Source organism: Rhizobium acidisoli (genome assembly GCF_002531755.2).
Lineage (GTDB): Bacteria > Pseudomonadota > Alphaproteobacteria > Rhizobiales > Rhizobiaceae > Rhizobium > Rhizobium acidisoli.
In genome coordinates this window covers 374,326-390,597 of sequence record NZ_CP034999.1, presented here as the reverse complement: position 1 = coordinate 390,597, position 16,272 = coordinate 374,326, and the positions used below count along the sequence as shown (strand labels likewise).

The window sequence follows — 16,272 nt, the reverse complement described above, 5'->3', positions numbered from 1 at the left end:
ACAGGAGAAGATTGTGGAAGGGCTCCCCCCATCAAGGGCCCAACTTGAGATTCGGGGACAGGTGCCGCCTTGCGCGGCATCTACCGAAGGATCGTTGGCCATATTCACTTCCTCTCCTGCGATGCCACTCTAAGCTGCACATTGGATCCTTCCAAAGCCGCGCGGACGTCGACTGACGGCTCCTGGTCGGTGATGATAACTTCGAACTCGTCAATGGTGGCCAGGACATGAAGAGCAGTATGATTGAAGCGCTTATGGTTTAAGAGCAAGCAGCGGCGCGCGGCGCTTGCAATCATCGCTCGCTTTGAGCGGACAACGTCATCATCCATATGGTAGACGCGCAATCCAGAAACTGCCGGCGTTGAGATAAAGGCGATGTCGGCGCTGAGACGCGACAGTGCCTGTTCGGCGACGACGCCGAAAAAACCATTGAACTTCATCGAATAGCGTCCACCGACTGCAATCAGGTTGATCCCTGATTCCGTCTTGAGCCGATCGATGACCGCCGCATTGTTGGTGATCACCGTCAGCGGCCTCCTCTGTGGCAGCAATTCCCCGAGCACCGACGCCATAGATCCGTCGTTGACCATCACCGTCATGCCGGGCTCGACGAGTTCAAGGGCGGCCTCGGCCATCCGGCGCTTGGCCTCGCCCTCCTGCTGCTGGCGAAACCGGAAATCGCTTTCGAAATGGCCTCCCGCCTCGATCGTTGCCCCGCCACGGACCTTGCGAAGCATCCCTGCCTGCTCAAGATCATCCAGATCCCGGTGGATGGTCATCTTGGATACAGCGAACCGATCGGATAACTCGTCCAGATCCACCACCCTCTGCGCGACCAACAGGTCCATAATGGCCTGCCTCCGATCATCTCTCTTCATATTCTAATCCTCCGGCGCGCACTGCAACCGACCTTCTAACATCAAGGTCCGCACCGTACAAAATCACACGGTGACCTTATTTCGCGTTATTTTGTGCTTTTGTTCGACAAGGCCGATCGCGCCTGGTGGCATCATGGGAGACGTGAAGACGCGTGATTCCACTGCACCTCTCGCCGGGAAGGTTTGGAAGTTCCTTGCATGGCCAAAAGCGCTCGAACTTTTCTAACGAAACAGGATGTTCGGCATTCAAGCGCAAATGTCATCGCCATGGAGATGGTCCCGCGCGTCAGCCGCGCAAAGTAGATGGACGCCTTGTCCTCCATGGCAAATATCGCGGGCCACCGGGCCGTCACCAAAACGAGCGCGAATATAGGGCTTCTTCACCGGGCAGATCACCGCGGCGGGCAAGGTACTTGGAAAAGGCCGGGGTCACTGACACCCGGCCCTTTCTCTGCGTATCGCCTTGGGAGGACGATTGTAAACGACTGCAGCTTGGCGTTCGCGCTGCTCCAAATCCATCAAACTCTTGATACGTCTCCGTCGGCCAAACAAATTTCGACGAGCATGAGCTGGCGATCTGTCACGCGCGACGGATAGATTTTTGAGAGCTGCTCCTCGTGCATGGGAACGATTCGTCGTTCGTCCATACCGACGATTTTGAGCATCTCCTCGGCTGACTCGATCAAACGTGTCTGGCTGCCATTGGCCAGGCCCGGCGCCACGAAGCAGGGATCGCTGGCGTCCTCACCCGTGAGGTTGCTGTAGGTGTAGATGACGTCGCCGGACAGGACAAACTTGCCGTCTCCACCGCCGGTCTCCACCACCACATATTGCGATCCTGCGGTGTGGGTGTCGAATGCCGGATAGATATGAATGCCCGGCACCAGGTTTTCCCGCTCTCCCTCCACCAGTTCCAGGCGGCCTTCGATATTCGCCTGGGTCAGATAGAGGATGTCCGCGGGATTCAGTCCGGCCTGCAATGAACGGAAGCGGCGACCCTTTGCCAGAATCCACATCCAGGATTCCAATTCTTTCTTCTGAACGAAAATTTTCGCGTTTGGGAAGAATTTCAGGCCGCCAATGTGATCGAAGTGCGCGTGCGTGAGGATGACATGCGTGACGTCCTGGGGCCTGATCCCGCATTCCCCGAGAACAAGGTCCGGAGGCGTCCAGCCTGTGACACCGATTGAATTGGCGATCTGGCCTCCGAAATCGGCAGCGTCGTGGCCGGCATCGACCAGAACGACTGCATCTCCTGTCTTGATGAGAATGTATGCGAACGGCAGGTTCATCGTGCCCTGATTATGGGCGCCGTAAAAAACCCCGCTGACCGGGTGCACCGGGCTTCGCGAGTATTCAAGCACCCAGATCGAGTGTGCTCCCATGGTCTTCTTCCCCATGTCCAAGTAGAGACCCTCCACAGCATGCTGTCGTGTCGAAGGTCGTCGTGTCTAAGATGGCGGCCGAACGTCTGAGTTCGATCGCCGCATTTGAAAGCAGCCCCAGCAGGGGTGCATCTGAAACCAAGACACCGCGCTGCAGGTGCTCCTCCGCCTCGACAAGCAGGCAATCTGCCCGTCCAAGATGGGAGAGTGCGTGGCCCTGCCCCGCGAGAACGGGTGAGCCCGCGAGCGAGTGACGGACGGATCGCTTTATCTCTGAGGCGCGATCGGCGAGTTCGCCCATCAAGAGGCGCATGCTCTTCTCCTTCAATGCCATATGCATGAAGGAATAGATCGCGAGGAGCTCGCCATATGTCCTGACGAGCGCCTCGAGGCATGCGCGTGCATCCGGCGATGGAACCGAGCCAACGAGCGCTTCACAGCGGAAGCCGCCGAAAACGGTGCCTCCGCTCGCCATCATCGTGCAGCCGTCGGCAGCGGAGCATTCGACGGAAGAAGGTTCGCTTCAGTCAAAGCGTCCCAAAATGCAGCGGGTATTGTCTCGTTGATCGCCTTGACGTCCTGATCGACTTCGAATGCGCTTTTTGCCCCCATGACCAGCGTGGCCACTGCCGGATGCGCATAGACGAATTGCATCGCCGCTGCAGGCAAGCTCACCGCATATCCTAAACAAATGCTCTCGATGGCCTTGACCTTTTCGACGACGGCCGCAGGAACCTTGCCGTAATCGTAAGTGGCCGCAGGACCGCTTATGCCGGTCGCCAGGATCCCGGAATTGAAGATCCCGGCGGCGATCACGGAGACGTTCCGCTGGAGCAACTCGTCGAACGCGGCCTCAAGCGGGGCATGGTTCAAAAGGGTGTAGCGGCCCGCGATCAACGAGCAGTCGATCGGAAATTCACGGGCGACACCCACGACGGAGTCGGTCTCGTTGACACCCAGACCAATGGCCGAGACGGCTCCGCTGGAGCGAAGTTCGTCCAGTGCCTTGTAACCTGAGGCCCGCAGCTGATTCCAATAGAACTCGCTTTGGTCGCCGTGCCATGCCCGACCAACGTCATGCACGAGAAGAACGTCAATATAGTCTAGGCCGAGGCGCTGTTGGCTATCTTCGAATGCGCGCATCACGCCGTCATAGGTGTAGTCGTAGGTGTCGAGAAACGGAAGCGGGTCGATCCACTCGATGCCGTAGACGGTCTCAAGCTTCTTCGTCCTGCTGGCGGGCTTCAATACGCGACCGACCTTTGTGCTCACCACCACGTTTTCGCGCAGCTTGTTCGCCCTGAGGGCATGGCCAAGATAATGCTCCGACTTGCCAAAGCCGTACATCGGCGCGCAATCGAAGTAGCGGATTCCGGCCGCGTACCCGGCGAGGATCGTCGCTTCGAATTCGTCATAGGAGACATCCGCGTTGAAGCCAGAGAGCGGCACAGTGCCAAGCCCCAGCGAAGTCACCTGCACTTTGCTTTTCCCGAGCGGTCTAGTTTCGAGTTCGGTCATGTGGTCATCCTTAGATGTCGATGGGAGGCGTCGCGAGGATCTGACCTCAGCCATGCCGTCATTGTTCGGGTAAGGCCCGGTCCACTTGCATGCAACGTTGAGGCGTTTGCCCCTAGCGCCACCAAAACTTTTGATGAACCCCCGCAGCCTGACTCCTCAATCGGCAAGGTGTAAGGTATAAGGTCATACCTATTCGAGCAAGTCTTTTTTATGCAACGGCATCCAGATTTTCGACCTGTTTGAAAATTGTTAGCCTAAACTAAGCTGGGCGCGGTGCCGCGGCCCTTCGCAGACGATCATTGATCGCCCATCCAAGGCCAGTCAGCGGGATTGGAGCGAACGCAATTACATCATTTGGCCCAGCCGAAGCGTCGGCCTCACTCATGACGGTGTAGAGGTTGCGGGCAGCTTCATGAAGGTCACCAGAAAAAGACAGCGTGAACTGACAGCCCTCGCTTTCTGGACCGAAACCGACCCAGACCATGTTGCCGGAAGGACGATCGACATTCATCTGAACTGCAGCTTCCGGAGCATAATGGCTCTTTAGCTGGCCTGGAGCCGAGACTTTCTGGGGAGCGCTGTCCTCGTCAATCGGACCGAGCAATGCTTCGAGCGCCTCCCGTGTAACCGACCCGTGGCGTAGAATGGTCGGAGAATCGACCAAAGATAGAATGGTCGATTCAAGGCCATGATCGCATGTGTCTTCTTCCACGATCCCCGAAATTCGTCCGTCCAACTGGCGGGCAACCTCCGCAAAGCGCGTCGACGTGACCTTCCCGGAGCGATTGGCCGAAGGCGCTGCCACCGGAAATCCGACGGCTCGGATCAGCCGCTGGGCGACGCTTGACGACGGAAATCGGATTGCGACATTTTTCATGCCCGCGGTAACTGCGGTTGCGAGCCCCGCGTCTTCCCGCTTTGGCAGGAGCAATGTCAGAGGTCCCGGCCAAAAGCTGGCAGCAGCCAACTCTGCCTCCGGATTGAAATGTGCCATCCTGCGCGCCATTTCCAAGTCCGAAACGTGGATAATCAGCGGGTTATGCCGCGGGCGTCCCTTGGCTTCATAAATGCGCTCTATCCCGGCAGGGCTGCTGGCATCCGCGCCGAGCCCGTACACCGTCTCCGTCGGAAAAGCGACAACTTCGCCATTTCGCATTAGCCAGGCGGCAGCTTCAATCCCGCTGTCGCTGACATCAAAACGACGGGTGGCGGTCATCTTTTTTCCTCGCGCTGGTTCCGGAACGAGCAGGAGGCCTGGTTCCGCGTGCCTGCTGACAGTCTCAACGTCGTCCCCGCCGGGCCAAACTCAGTTCAAGCCGACGACGCTGTGCGGCACGTATGGCTCCTCGAGTTCGCGGACCTCGTCGTCGCTTAGCTTGACGGCCAACGAAGCGACGGCATCCTTCAGATGCTGAAGCTTCGTGGCGCCGATTATAGGAGCCGTCACGCCCGCCTTTGTGTTGAGCCACGCCATCGCAACGAGGGATCGTGAGACGTTCTTGTCGTCTGCAATCTTTGCGACGACGTCTACGACGCGGCGATCCGCCTCGTCCGCGTGACCGTAGAATCGAGCTGTGACATTGTCGGTCTCGGACCTCAAACTGCTTTCCTCCCAAGGCCGGCTGAGGCGCCCGCGAGCCAGCGGGCTGAACGCCATGATCCCCACACCTTCAGCTTTGCAGAGCGGCAACATCTCCCGCTCTTCCTCGCGATAAAGGAGGTTCATCTGAGCTTGCATCGAAACAAAACGCGACCATCCGGCAGCGTCCGACTTGTAGAGCGCGCGCGCGAATTGCCATGCGTAACAATTGCTCGCGCCGATGTAGCGAACCTTGCCGCTTCGAACAAGACCGGTCAGCGCTTCCAGCGTCTCTTCGATCGGCGTCGAATTGTCCCAGAAATGAATTTGGTAGAGGTCGATGTAGTCGGTCCCCAGCCGCTTGAGGCTGGCCTCAGCCTCCGCGATGATTGCCTTGCGGGAAAGTCCGACCGCGTTCGCTCCATTACGCATCTTGCCATAGACCTTGGTGGCAATGACGACCTCATCACGCTGCCCCATCTCCCTGAGCAGCTTGCCGACGATTTCCTCGCTGGTGCCGTCTGAGTAGGCATTGGCCGTGTCGAAGCAGTTTATGCCCTGTTCGAGTGCCTCTTTGATAAAGGGCCTGCTGTCGTCTTCGGACAAGGTCCAAGCATGGTTGCCGCGACCGGCGACGCCGAAACTCATGCAACCAAGAACCAGTTGCGAGATTTTCAGACCTGACTGGCCAAGCTGACGATATTCCATCTGTCATCTTCCTTCTGATACGGTTTTAGAGCCGAACTTGGCGAGCGACTGCGCCAGCTCTGGATGAGATTTGGCATATTCATGGAGATCGATTCCGGCGACCGCGGCATCCCAGGCCGCACGGACCGCTCTCACACCCGCCGACGGCCCGCCGGGATGGCTGACGACGCCACCGCCACAAAGGTAAAGGTGGTCGAGCGTCTGCCCCGTCCTCCGATAGGTCTCAGGTGCCTGTCCACCCCACTGACCAGAACAAACGACCGGTAGCGGACGGTCGGCGTCACTGAAGATCGGTTTCTGGAGGTCATGGAACGACTGGACGAAAGAATGGTCCGGTTCCCAGTATTTGGCGGCGATGCCGTTGATCTGGAATTGGTCGACGCCGAGAAGTCGCCAAAGCTGTTGGTAGACCGAGAAATCGAACCCAAGACCTGGATGCCGGGTGAGAAGATCCCAGCCGTTGCGATGGGCGTGCAAGACCAGGGACGACCGCCGACGCAGAAACAGAAAAGCGCCCATGCCGATCGAATTGATGTTGATGACGGCGGCGTTGCCGCCCTCGCGCACGACCAGGTCATGCTTGCGAACCATCTCGTCGGGATCGACGTCGGAAATGCCGAAGGCATACATCACCTTCTTGCCGGTGCGCTGCTCGTGATCCCGGATGATCGGCATGATCGCTTTCACCCGCGCGTCCAACGAGGAGTACGGTGGCGACATCAGCTTCTCATCGTCCTTTATAAAGTCGACGCCGGACGCGACGAGTTCCGCAACCACATGCGCCGTGTCGTCCGGGGTGAGGCCCAGCGCGGGCTTGATAATCGTGCCGATGATCGGCCGGTCGTAAACGCCGGTCAGGCGCCGGGAGCCGTCTATACCGAACTGCGGACCGGGATAGACGCCCTCAAACGCTGCGGGCAGCTGCAGACCGACGACCCTCAGCCCGGTAAACTCCTTAATCGACCAGACCCCGCCCAATGCAACCGTGGTGACTGCCGAAAGGTCACTTCCGACGGCCTCCAGGGGATAGGCAATCGTTGTCTCCGCCCGGTTAAAGACTTCGCCCGCTGCGGGGAGCGAGGGAGCCTTGAAAGAGTCCAGTTTTTCGAAAGCGACCACGCGCGCTGCCGCTCGTGCCTTCAGTTGCGGCGTCTCCCCGGGGAGGTCAACAAATGTGCCAGTCGACTGGTCGCTCGCGATCTTGACCGCCAAGGCCTCAGCGCTCCCTGCGGTCTCAATCCGATAGGTGACCAGAATGTCCGAAGGCCTCCGCTGAGCCAGATCCATCGCTATCACGCCTCCGGGACTGGCGCGGCTTCAGGGATGAGGCCGGACGACTTCAAGTCGGCCCAGAACGCGGCCGGAACCGGCGTCGAGATCGCGGCGACGTTCGCGGCCACGTGTTCCGGCGTCAGCGCTCCCTGCACCACCGCAGTCACCGCCGGATGTGCGTAGACAAACTGTGTCGCTGCGGTCGGCAGCGAGACACCGTGGCGCTGGCAGACGGCTTCGAGCGCCTCGACCTTGCGGACGATCGGTTCAGGCGCAGGCTGGCAATCGTAGGTGCGGGTCGTCGTCATCGACTTGCTGCCCTCGGCGAGGATGCCGGAGTTGTAGATGCCGGCTGCGATGATACCGATGCCGCGACGCTGCATTTCTGGATAGAAATGGTCGAGAGCGCCATGGTTGAGCAGGGTGTAGCGCCCGGCGACCATGGAGCAATCGAGATCGAATTCCTCCGCGACCTGAAGTACCGAGGCCGTCTCGTTGACGCCGAGGCCGATGGCTTTAACCGAGCCCGTCCGTCGCAGTTCGTCACACGCCTTGTAACCGCTCGCTCTCAGCGCCGACAAGTGGGTGTCGTAAGCCTCGCGATGCCATTCGCCGCTGACATCATGGAGATAAAGGATGTCGATGTGGTCCATGCCAAGGCGCTGTTGGCTATCCTCGAAGGCGCGCATGATGCCATCGTACGAGTAATCGTAGTCGTCGACGAACGGCAGCGCCTTCACCCAGTCGATGCCGTAAAGGCTCTCGGCACGCTTAGCGCGGCTTTCCGGTTTCAGAATCCGGCCCGCCTTGGTGCTGACCACGACCTTGCCGACGAGGTCGTTGTTGCGAAGGACGTGGCCAAGGGAATGCTCTGATTTTCCGAGACCATAAAGGGGCGCGGTGTCGAAATAACGAACGCCCAAGTCGTATGCCTTGAGGACGACCGCCTCGAAAGTCTGGAAGCTCACATCGACATTGCACCCGCCGAGCGGCGAGGTACCCAGCCCCAGGGAGGTCAGTGTCACATCGGTCTTTCCAACTTTTCTTTTCAACATGATGATCGATCCTATTTCCTTGGTGCAGAGCGGACGGCCGCATGGGCCGTCCGCCATCGTCCGATTACATGTACTTCTCGACATTGCCGGAATCGAGCACGAGCCACGGCACGACGTAGTCCTTCTCGGTGCCGCCCTTCCATTCCATCAGCGAGCCCCAGATTTCGGACTGCGGCTTGTAGCTCTCGCCCTTGATCGCCCGCAGTGCGAGGTCGACCGCGCCCTGGCCTTCGGCGCGGGCGTACTTGTAGAGGCTGACCGCCATCTCGCCCTTCTTCACGGCGCGCTTTGCGTCCGGGATGCCGTCGATCGCGAGAACGGGAACGGTCTTGAGATCGATGCCGGCGCTCTTCATCGCTTCGATCGCGCCAAGCGCCATCTCGTCGTTTTCCGCAAGGACGCCGTTGATCTGGCCAGGATGCGCGAGCAACCAATTCTCCATGAGCGCCTGACCTTCGGCGCGGCTCCAATTGCCTGTCTTGTCTTCGATGAGCTTAAGATTGGTGAACTTGGCGAGACCAGCATCGATGCCTGCGCGCCGCTCGATCTGGGCCGATTGGCCGATCGGACCTTCCATGAGGACGACGTTGCCGCCGTTCGGAAGGCGCTTGGCGAGTTCCTCAGCGATGATCCGGCCACCTTCGGTGTCGTTAACGATGATGGACGCGGTGTATTTCGTCGACTTCGTCTTGAGCGCCGACACGATCAGCGGGATTTTCGCTTCCGCTGCCTTTTCGATCGGCGGTGCCGAGGCCTCAAGGTCGAACGGTGACATGATGATCGCGTTGAACTCTTGGGTGATAGCGGTGTCGATCTGGTTCGCCTGTGTTAGCGGATCATATTTGCCGTCGAAAACGGTGATCTCGACCTCGCCCGACTTGACGGCGGGATGGTTCTGGATTTCCGTCGACCAAGCCTTCATGTATTCGCCGGACTCGCCGAACGACAACGCTGCGATGCGGATCTTGTCTTCCGCGAACGCCAGTTTGGGTCCTGTCAGTGTCACCGCGGCGAGTGCCAATCCCGCGCCTGCCCTGAGCAGGCTCCTCCTAAACATCTGCATTTATTGCTCTCCTCTGGTTTGAAAGTGCCTGCACACGCCTTGCATGGCCGGGCATTGTCGCCGACCACGTCGGCGGCAATTCTGAAATTTCCTATTTGCGGAACTGGTCGGCGATGACCGCGACCACGATGATGGTGCCCTTGAGCACCTGCTGGTAGTAGGAAGACACCCCCATCAGGTCCATGCCGTTATTGATGGTGCCAATGATCAGGGCTCCGATGAGAGTACCGAGCAGCGATCCTCGGCCGCCCGCAAGGCTCGTCCCGCCGATCACGACGGCAGCGATCGCGTCAAGCTCATAACCGATGCCAGCTTGCGGCAGCGCGGCGGTGGTGCGAGCCGTCAGGACAAGTCCCGCAAGACCAGCCAACAGACCCGAGATCACATAGGTCGCGCCGACGATTACTTTGGTGGAAATGCCGCTCGTGCGCGCCGCTTTCTCATTGCCCCCGACGGCGTAGACGTAGCGTCCGAAGGTTGTGTAGTTCAGAACGAGCCAGCCGATGATGAATACGAGAAACAGAATGATAATCGGAACGGGGATGTACATGACCTGGCCGGAGCCGATCCACTTGTAGGCGTCGGAGAGATTGGGGATCGGACTTCCCTGGGAGAAGATCAAGGTTAGACCGCGCGCCACGCTCAGCATCCCAAGCGTCACCACGAACGGCGGAACTTTGATCGCGGCCACGAGGACGCCGTTCACGAGGCCGAGGCCCGCGCCAACAGCCAGTCCGGCCAAGATGCCGATGAGGACAAAGTGCTCGTTGGTTTCAGTCACCAGGCTGGCGGCGATCATCCCGGAAATAGCCATGACCGAGCCAACGGACAGGTCAATGCCCTTGGTCAAGATCACGAAGGTGACACCGATCGCCAGAATGCCGTTGATCGACGACTGCCGGACCAGATTGAGCCAGTTCGGCCAGCTCATGAAATAAGGGCTGGCAACTGAAAAAAACGCGACGATCAGCAGGAACACCAAGACGATGCTGAATTGCCTTATCATCTCGCCGGCACGGAAGCTTCCCGATCTTTCCAAAGCGATTGTACTCATTTTGCAAATCCTCCCACTGGCGGATTGGGGCTGTCGATCAGCTCGCCAAATCCATGAGCGTCTGTTGTGATGCCTCGGCACCGTCGATTACATTGACGAGCTGCCCCTGTTTGAAGATCGCAATCCTGTCACTGAGCTGCATGATCTCCGGTGCCTCCGATGAAACCACCAGGACGCCGTTACCCTTTGCCGCGAAGTCCCGCAGGAACGCGTAGATCTCCTGCTTGGAACCTTCGTCGATGCCGCGCGTCGGTTCGTCGCAAATGAGCAGCTTCGGATTTGTCAGAAGACAACGGGCCAGCACGACTTTTTGCTGGTTGCCGCCTGACAGAGTTTCGACGGCAACATCCGGCGACGCCGACTTGATCCTCTGTGAGACGATCATGTCTTGGACTGCGCTGCGCTCTTTGTCTCCGCGGATGAAACCGCTGATGGCCATCAGGGCGAGCGAGGAAAGCGTGATGTTATGGGCAATCGAAGCCGACAGCACGAGACCGCTGTCCTTGCGATCCTCGGTCACCATCGCCATGCCACGCTGGATTGCGTCCTTTGGACTGCCTGGCTTGACCTTGCCGCCATCGAAGACGATTTCGCCTCCAGTCGGAGAATGCAGCCCGAATATAGTTTCCAGAAATTCGGTTCGGCCGGATCCAAGCAATCCATAGATGCCGACCACTTCGCCCGACGCCACGTCCAACGAAATGTCCCGGAAATGGGACCCTCGCGCCAAGTTCGAGACAGAAAGCAGGATCGGCGCGTCTTCGAGAGGTTTTCCCCTCTCGACCAACTTGACTTCACGCCCTACGATCTGTGTCACAAGATGGCGGCGATCGATATCCTTGATGTTTCCGGTCTCGATGAAACGGCCGTCGCGGAACACGGTATACTCATCCGCGATCTCAAAGATTTCCGTGAGTTTGTGAGACACGTAGACGATTGCGGAACCGCGTGCGGTGATCTTGCGGAGCGCGTTGAACAAGACATGGACTTCGTGTTCGCCGATAGCCGATGTCGGCTCGTCCATGATGACGATATGCGCCCTATAGCTGAGAGCCTTCGCAATTTCGACGAGCTGAATCTGGGCGAGGCTTAATTCGCCCATCTTCCTGGTAGCGTCGACTTCGAAACCGAGCTCATCGAGGAATGCCTGGGCGTCGCGGCGCATCTGGCTGAAATCGATGAGCACGCCAAGCCTTTTCGGCTCGCGCCCAAGGTATAAGTTTTCGGCGACGGTCATCTCGGGGACCGGGGAAAGCTCTTGAGTGATGATCGCGATGCCGTGACGCAAAGCGTCAGCGGCGCTTTTAAAGTCGACCTGCTCGCCATCGATCTCAACTATCCCGCCATCACGGCGGAGCAATCCCATCGCGATGTTGAGGAATGTCGACTTGCCGGCGCCATTACCGCCGCACAAAGCATGGACTGTCCCAGCCTTTAGTGTCAGTCGGCCATCAACGAGCGCTGGTACGCCGTTGAACGACTTTTCCACGCCCTCGGCCCGCAGAAGCACGCGTGCCGACGACGACTGCACGGTTGTCTGAAGTTTTATTTTCTCAGTTGCGTTCACCATGATATGACGTCATACCTCATAAAATCCAAATCTATGCCGCTTCTATGCGGGTCGCATGCCGGATTGGTTCTACGCGCCGTCGAGTTCGAGGATGGCGCGTGCCTCTTGGGGTGTAGCGGGCTCGCGCCCGACTTTTTGGGCGATCTCGACAGCGCGCGATATGACATCCGCGTTCGTGGGCATACCGAGCTCACGATAAGGGTAGTCGCCTATTCCAATAGCCATGTGGCCGCCCAGACGGCAGATCGCAGGAGCGATGTTCAAGAGATTGCCCCCAAGGCAATTGACCGTCCATTCGATCGGCCTGTCGTCTGGCAGAAATGCAAGATGTGCCATAAGACCAGCCTCGGTCGGCGGGTGCCCGGTGATGTACCGCCCTCCTGTCAGGTGGAGGAGAAAGTAGGCAGGACCCTTCACGAGACCCGCGTCCATCAGTGCAATGGCGCGACGCGTGAATCCAACCGACCATGAGACCAACTTCGGCTTCACGCCTCTTCCGCTCAGTGTGCGCGCGTAATGCGCAAGGCTTTCCGTCGTGTTCAGATACAACCGCTCGGGATTTTCGAACGTGCGCGTCTCGGCATCCCAAAGCTCGAGATTGGCCGAACCGGTATCGATCGGAGCAATGTCTGGCTTCGTAGCCGGGTCCAATGCCAGGGTTGCGACCGTGTCGATGCGCTTCTTGGCGTCGGCATCATTCGAGATAAAGCCGAGAGTGGGCAGGATCAGCAAATCGGTCGCCCGCCTGACTTCGCGGATGATTTCGGCGTTTGCTTCTACGGTGTTCGTCGCTCCGCCGTCGGGTGTCCTGGCATGATAATGCAGGATCGCCGCTCCCGCCTTGCGGGCTGCAACGGCGGCTTCGACGATCTCGTCGGCGGTGTAAGGGATATTTGGGTTGGAAGTCCGCGGCGCGTATTCGTTAACCCTGGCTTCGAGGATGATTTTCTTTTGCATCTTCCGCTCCTTATGCCGCCACCGAACCCGCAGTGCCCGCCTTGGCCCGGAGGAAGAAATCATCGCCACCGATCTGCCCGCCCTTCAGCATAACCTCGAGGCCATCGACGTCGGCGTCGCCCGGTGCGGCAAGACGGCAGACGTGACAATTCTGTACCTCGTCAAAAACGGCAATCTCGAGCGCTTCGGCGCCAATTGTCCGCACCGCATAGCTCGAACTGTCGCCGCCTGAAAAGACGATCCGCGGCAAGGAAACCGCGCGGCGCACGGCACGTGCGACGTCGCAGTAGATGGCTCCCAAGCGTTCCGCGGGAACATCGCCGCCGGCCACGCGGCCGGTCTCCCCGCGAGCCGTGTAGATGATTGTGGGGCGGCCACGATCAAGGCCTTCGATCGCCTTAAGAGCAGCCTCCCGGGCAATCGGCGTAGCTTGTTCGTCGGACGCGATCCTGGAGACATCCAAGTGGACAAGCTTCCACCCGGAAGCTTCGGCCACAGCGATCTGGCGCCCGGTTTGCAGAGCACAGCTGCCTGATAACACCAGGAGATTTTCGACTCCGACGATCTCCGTCTTTACAGGCTCGGCCGACGATAGCAGCCCCGAGCGGGCCCAAAGAGCTCCGAGTTGTTGCGCCAGGCCTTGAGCCGCAAGCGCGAACATGGGACGTGTGGGATATCGCGCCCAGAGCAGATCGGCGACAGCCGCAAGATCCGCGTTTTCGAGCCCATCGAAAATGACCCCTGCCCCCTCTTGGAAGGCCTTGAACACACTCTCGTCCATTGCCGAGCGGTTCCGGATCGCGGGAAGCGTTACGTTGACGAATTCCTTATCCGTTTGCCCAGCCAGATGCATGCGCAGATCCGCCTCGTGCATCGGCGTCCTGGGGTGGCGCGACATGCTCGGGTGCCGGTCCAGCCGCTCTATCCTGTCGGCAAAGCGCGCGAAATGGTTTCCGAAACAGGTGTAGCGCCCGAAGTCCGGGGTCGCGGCGAGGACTGGAACGTCCCTCTTGCCGAAGTGAGCCGCAGCGCGCGCCAGGACAGCACCATAGCTTCCAACGGTGGGCGATGAGTCGAACGTCGAGCAGATCTTGTATTGGATAAGCGGACTGTCGAGGGTGCGCATGATCGAAAACGCGCTGTCAAGCTCCTCGTCGAGTTCGACGCCGGACAACGCCCGTGCGGTGCCGGCGAAGCCAAGCACATCATAAGACCGAGAGTCCGTCGCCGCCGTCTGTGCTGAGGGGCGCGCCAGATACAGCTTGCCCTTCACGCCACTGCGATGGAACTGCGCCAGGTTTTCGGAAGAACCCGTGAAGTCGTCGCCGTAAAACACGGCCTTGAGCTTTCCAGCTGATGTCATTGGATCCTCCCAATATCCCGGCCGATGATATCTTCCTCCATACATCAGCCGGGCCTCACTCTTGACAATACTCATAGAAGCAGCTCATAACTCTGTCAAGGTCATACCTTATACCTTATACCTCATATCGAGAAAATTGGAGGACGACGAGATGAGACTTTCTGGACGCACTGCCGTGGTGACAGGCGCTGGCCGGGGGATCGGACTGGCGATCGCTGAAGCCTATGTTCGCGAAGGCGCGAACGTCGCTATCGTCGACCGCGATCTGGAAGTGGCGAACGAAGCCGCCGAGCGGCTTGGGGAGCGGGCTTTGGCCGTCCGCGCCGATATTTCCGTCAACGAAGACGTTGAGACGATCGTTAAGGAAACGATCAGCCGGTTTGGCACAGTCGACATACTCGTTAACAACGCGGGTGTGGGCGCAACCACTCTGTTTCTCGACAGCTCGAGAGAGGAATTCGAACGCGTCGTCCGGATCAATCTGACCGGAACATTCCTCGTGGCGCAAGCCTTTGCTCGGATCATGGCCGCCAAAGGCTATGGGAGAATCATCAACATCGCTTCACTGTCCGGTCAAAAGGGCGGTGTCGGGCGTTCGGCCTATGGTGCCTCGAAGGCCGGCGTCGAACTTCTCACGAAGGTGATGGCCGTGGAACTCGCCGAATCGGGAATCAACGTGAATAACATCGCACCGGGTCCGATATTGACCGAGGTCTCAAAAGTCATGCACACGGTCGAAACGCGTGACGCCTATCATCGGCTCGTTCCCCAACGCCGTTATGGCGAACCATCGGAAATCGCTGACGCCGCGGTGTTCCTGGCGAGCGACGATGCAGCCTATATCACGGGGCACACCCTGAACGTCGACGGCGGCTTCCTGGCCGCTGGCCTCATGTTCCCATTCGATCCGAAAGCCTCGAAGCGGCTGGGACAAATCAGCGAATAACCTGGAGAAGTGGCCAGTTCGACGTTCGGCATTTGTCGCAAGCGGCAAAACGCGGTATGACCTCGTACCTTCTCGATTTGATTGGAGCGTGACCAGGAATGCTGTCTGTTGAGCCAAAGAAAATCCCAAGCCGGCTGGACATAGCGCTCGACTACATTACGGGCGAAATTGCCAAAGGCAACCTTGGGCCTGGTGACAAACTTCCCAATGAAAAGGAGCTGGCCCAGCTTCTCGGCATCAGTCGCACTCCAATCAGGGAGGCGATCAAAACGCTCGCGGTGTCGGGTCTTGTTGAGACGCGTCATGGCTTTGGAAATTACATCCGTAAGGACGAAGGCCTTCCGGCGATGCCGCTTGCGATGTTTCAGCTCTATCTTCAGAGCTCGACGCCTGAGATGTTGATGGAGCTGCGATACGTTTTCGACCGCAACTGTTCAGAACTCGCGTCCCTGCGGCGTACGGACGAAGACCTCGCCGCAATGAGAGAGTGCATCGACCGACTAAAAAGGCTGTCGGAGGATGCGAACTCCGCGATCGAAGATCTCCTCAAGGCCGACCTCGATTTCCACCGAGCAATATACAAAGCTGCCGGAAACCCGTTGATCGTCGTGATCGCCGACTTCGTGCTGACGATGGTCGCGCCTTGGGTGCAAAAATCGCTGGAGGTCAGTGGCAAATGGCGCGCAGTCGATCTCCACGAACACATGTTTGAGATGATCCGGGACAGAAAGACCGGTGACCTCAGCCGCGAGAGCGTCGAGGAAAACATGGAACACTTCCGCACATCGCTGTTGAAATGACAGCCAGGACATCACGTCAAGGCATAGCGCATCACGCGTTTCGCGCAGGTCTCACTGCGATCATCACAGGCGGCATCTGAAGGCGGACGCGAAGCCCCGGATACCGCAAGCCGCCCGGTCTGAT

14 protein-coding genes and 1 pseudogene are annotated in these 16,272 nt (G+C 58.9%); 3 read left to right on the top strand and 12 right to left on the bottom strand.

Going from position 1 to position 16,272, the window contains the following annotated elements:
• Positions 1 to 104 precede the first annotated feature (104 nt).
• Positions 105 to 878 carry a DeoR/GlpR family DNA-binding transcription regulator gene (locus CO657_RS24220; RefSeq protein WP_054185520.1) on the bottom strand — a complete coding sequence of 258 codons (774 nt, stop codon included), beginning with the start codon at positions 876 to 878 and terminating at the stop codon, positions 105 to 107.
• A gap of 255 nt (positions 879 to 1,133) precedes the next feature.
• Here CO657_RS24220 and CO657_RS37475 point away from each other — a divergent pair.
• Positions 1,134 to 1,290: pseudogene (locus CO657_RS37475) on the top strand (Re/Si-specific NAD(P)(+) transhydrogenase subunit alpha); the annotation flags it as partial.
• A gap of 106 nt (positions 1,291 to 1,396) precedes the next feature.
• Here CO657_RS37475 and CO657_RS24210 read toward each other — a convergent pair.
• The 11 genes from CO657_RS24210 to CO657_RS24155 all read right to left on the bottom strand — a co-directional run bounded on the left by CO657_RS24210 (position 1,397) and on the right by CO657_RS24155 (position 14,375).
• Positions 1,397 to 2,278 carry an N-acyl homoserine lactonase family protein gene (locus CO657_RS24210; protein WP_245293032.1) on the bottom strand — a complete coding sequence of 294 codons (882 nt, stop codon included), beginning with the start codon at positions 2,276 to 2,278 and terminating at the stop codon, positions 1,397 to 1,399.
• Positions 2,279 to 2,737: 459 nt separating this feature from the next.
• On the bottom strand, positions 2,738 to 3,781 hold the full coding sequence (locus CO657_RS24200; RefSeq protein ID WP_054185519.1) for an aldo/keto reductase: 1,044 nt from the start codon (positions 3,779 to 3,781) through the stop codon (positions 2,738 to 2,740).
• Positions 3,782 to 4,040: 259 nt separating this feature from the next.
• Positions 4,041 to 4,997 carry an L-threonylcarbamoyladenylate synthase gene (locus tag CO657_RS24195; protein ID WP_054185518.1) on the bottom strand — a complete coding sequence of 319 codons (957 nt, stop codon included), beginning with the start codon at positions 4,995 to 4,997 and terminating at the stop codon, positions 4,041 to 4,043.
• Between the two features lie 90 nt (positions 4,998 to 5,087).
• Positions 5,088 to 6,068: an aldo/keto reductase gene (locus CO657_RS24190; protein WP_054185517.1), complete on the bottom strand. Its 981-nt coding sequence runs from the start codon at positions 6,066 to 6,068 to the stop codon at positions 5,088 to 5,090.
• 3 nt (positions 6,069 to 6,071) lie between these two features.
• A complete protein-coding gene (gene oiaX / locus CO657_RS24185) occupies positions 6,072 to 7,355 on the bottom strand; it encodes a 3-oxo-isoapionate-4-phosphate decarboxylase OiaX (RefSeq protein ID WP_054185516.1) in 1,284 nt (427 codons plus the stop codon).
• 5 nt (positions 7,356 to 7,360) lie between these two features.
• Positions 7,361 to 8,395 carry an aldo/keto reductase gene (locus CO657_RS24180; protein ID WP_018328845.1) on the bottom strand — a complete coding sequence of 345 codons (1,035 nt, stop codon included), beginning with the start codon at positions 8,393 to 8,395 and terminating at the stop codon, positions 7,361 to 7,363.
• Between the two features lie 64 nt (positions 8,396 to 8,459).
• Positions 8,460 to 9,458 carry a substrate-binding domain-containing protein gene (locus CO657_RS24175; RefSeq protein ID WP_082366355.1) on the bottom strand — a complete coding sequence of 333 codons (999 nt, stop codon included), beginning with the start codon at positions 9,456 to 9,458 and terminating at the stop codon, positions 8,460 to 8,462.
• A 91-nt stretch (positions 9,459 to 9,549) separates the two neighbouring features.
• Positions 9,550 to 10,512: an ABC transporter permease gene (locus CO657_RS24170; RefSeq protein WP_054185515.1), complete on the bottom strand. Its 963-nt coding sequence runs from the start codon at positions 10,510 to 10,512 to the stop codon at positions 9,550 to 9,552.
• Positions 10,513 to 10,549: 37 nt separating this feature from the next.
• Entirely contained in the window at positions 10,550 to 12,082 is a 1,533-nt protein-coding gene (locus CO657_RS24165; RefSeq protein ID WP_054185514.1) for a sugar ABC transporter ATP-binding protein, read from the bottom strand.
• Between the two features lie 69 nt (positions 12,083 to 12,151).
• Positions 12,152 to 13,039 carry a beta-keto acid cleavage family enzyme gene (locus CO657_RS24160; protein WP_018328841.1) on the bottom strand — a complete coding sequence of 296 codons (888 nt, stop codon included), beginning with the start codon at positions 13,037 to 13,039 and terminating at the stop codon, positions 12,152 to 12,154.
• A gap of 10 nt (positions 13,040 to 13,049) precedes the next feature.
• A complete protein-coding gene (locus CO657_RS24155) occupies positions 13,050 to 14,375 on the bottom strand; it encodes a four-carbon acid sugar kinase family protein (RefSeq protein ID WP_245293028.1) in 1,326 nt (441 codons plus the stop codon).
• A gap of 178 nt (positions 14,376 to 14,553) precedes the next feature.
• On the opposite strand from CO657_RS24155, the gene CO657_RS24150 reads away from it, so the two are divergent.
• Both CO657_RS24150 and CO657_RS24145 read left to right on the top strand, forming a co-directional pair.
• Entirely contained in the window at positions 14,554 to 15,348 is a 795-nt protein-coding gene (locus CO657_RS24150; protein ID WP_054185512.1) for an SDR family NAD(P)-dependent oxidoreductase, read from the top strand.
• A 98-nt stretch (positions 15,349 to 15,446) separates the two neighbouring features.
• Entirely contained in the window at positions 15,447 to 16,148 is a 702-nt protein-coding gene (locus CO657_RS24145) for a FadR/GntR family transcriptional regulator (protein WP_018328838.1), read from the top strand.
• Positions 16,149 to 16,272: the final 124 nt, after the last annotated feature.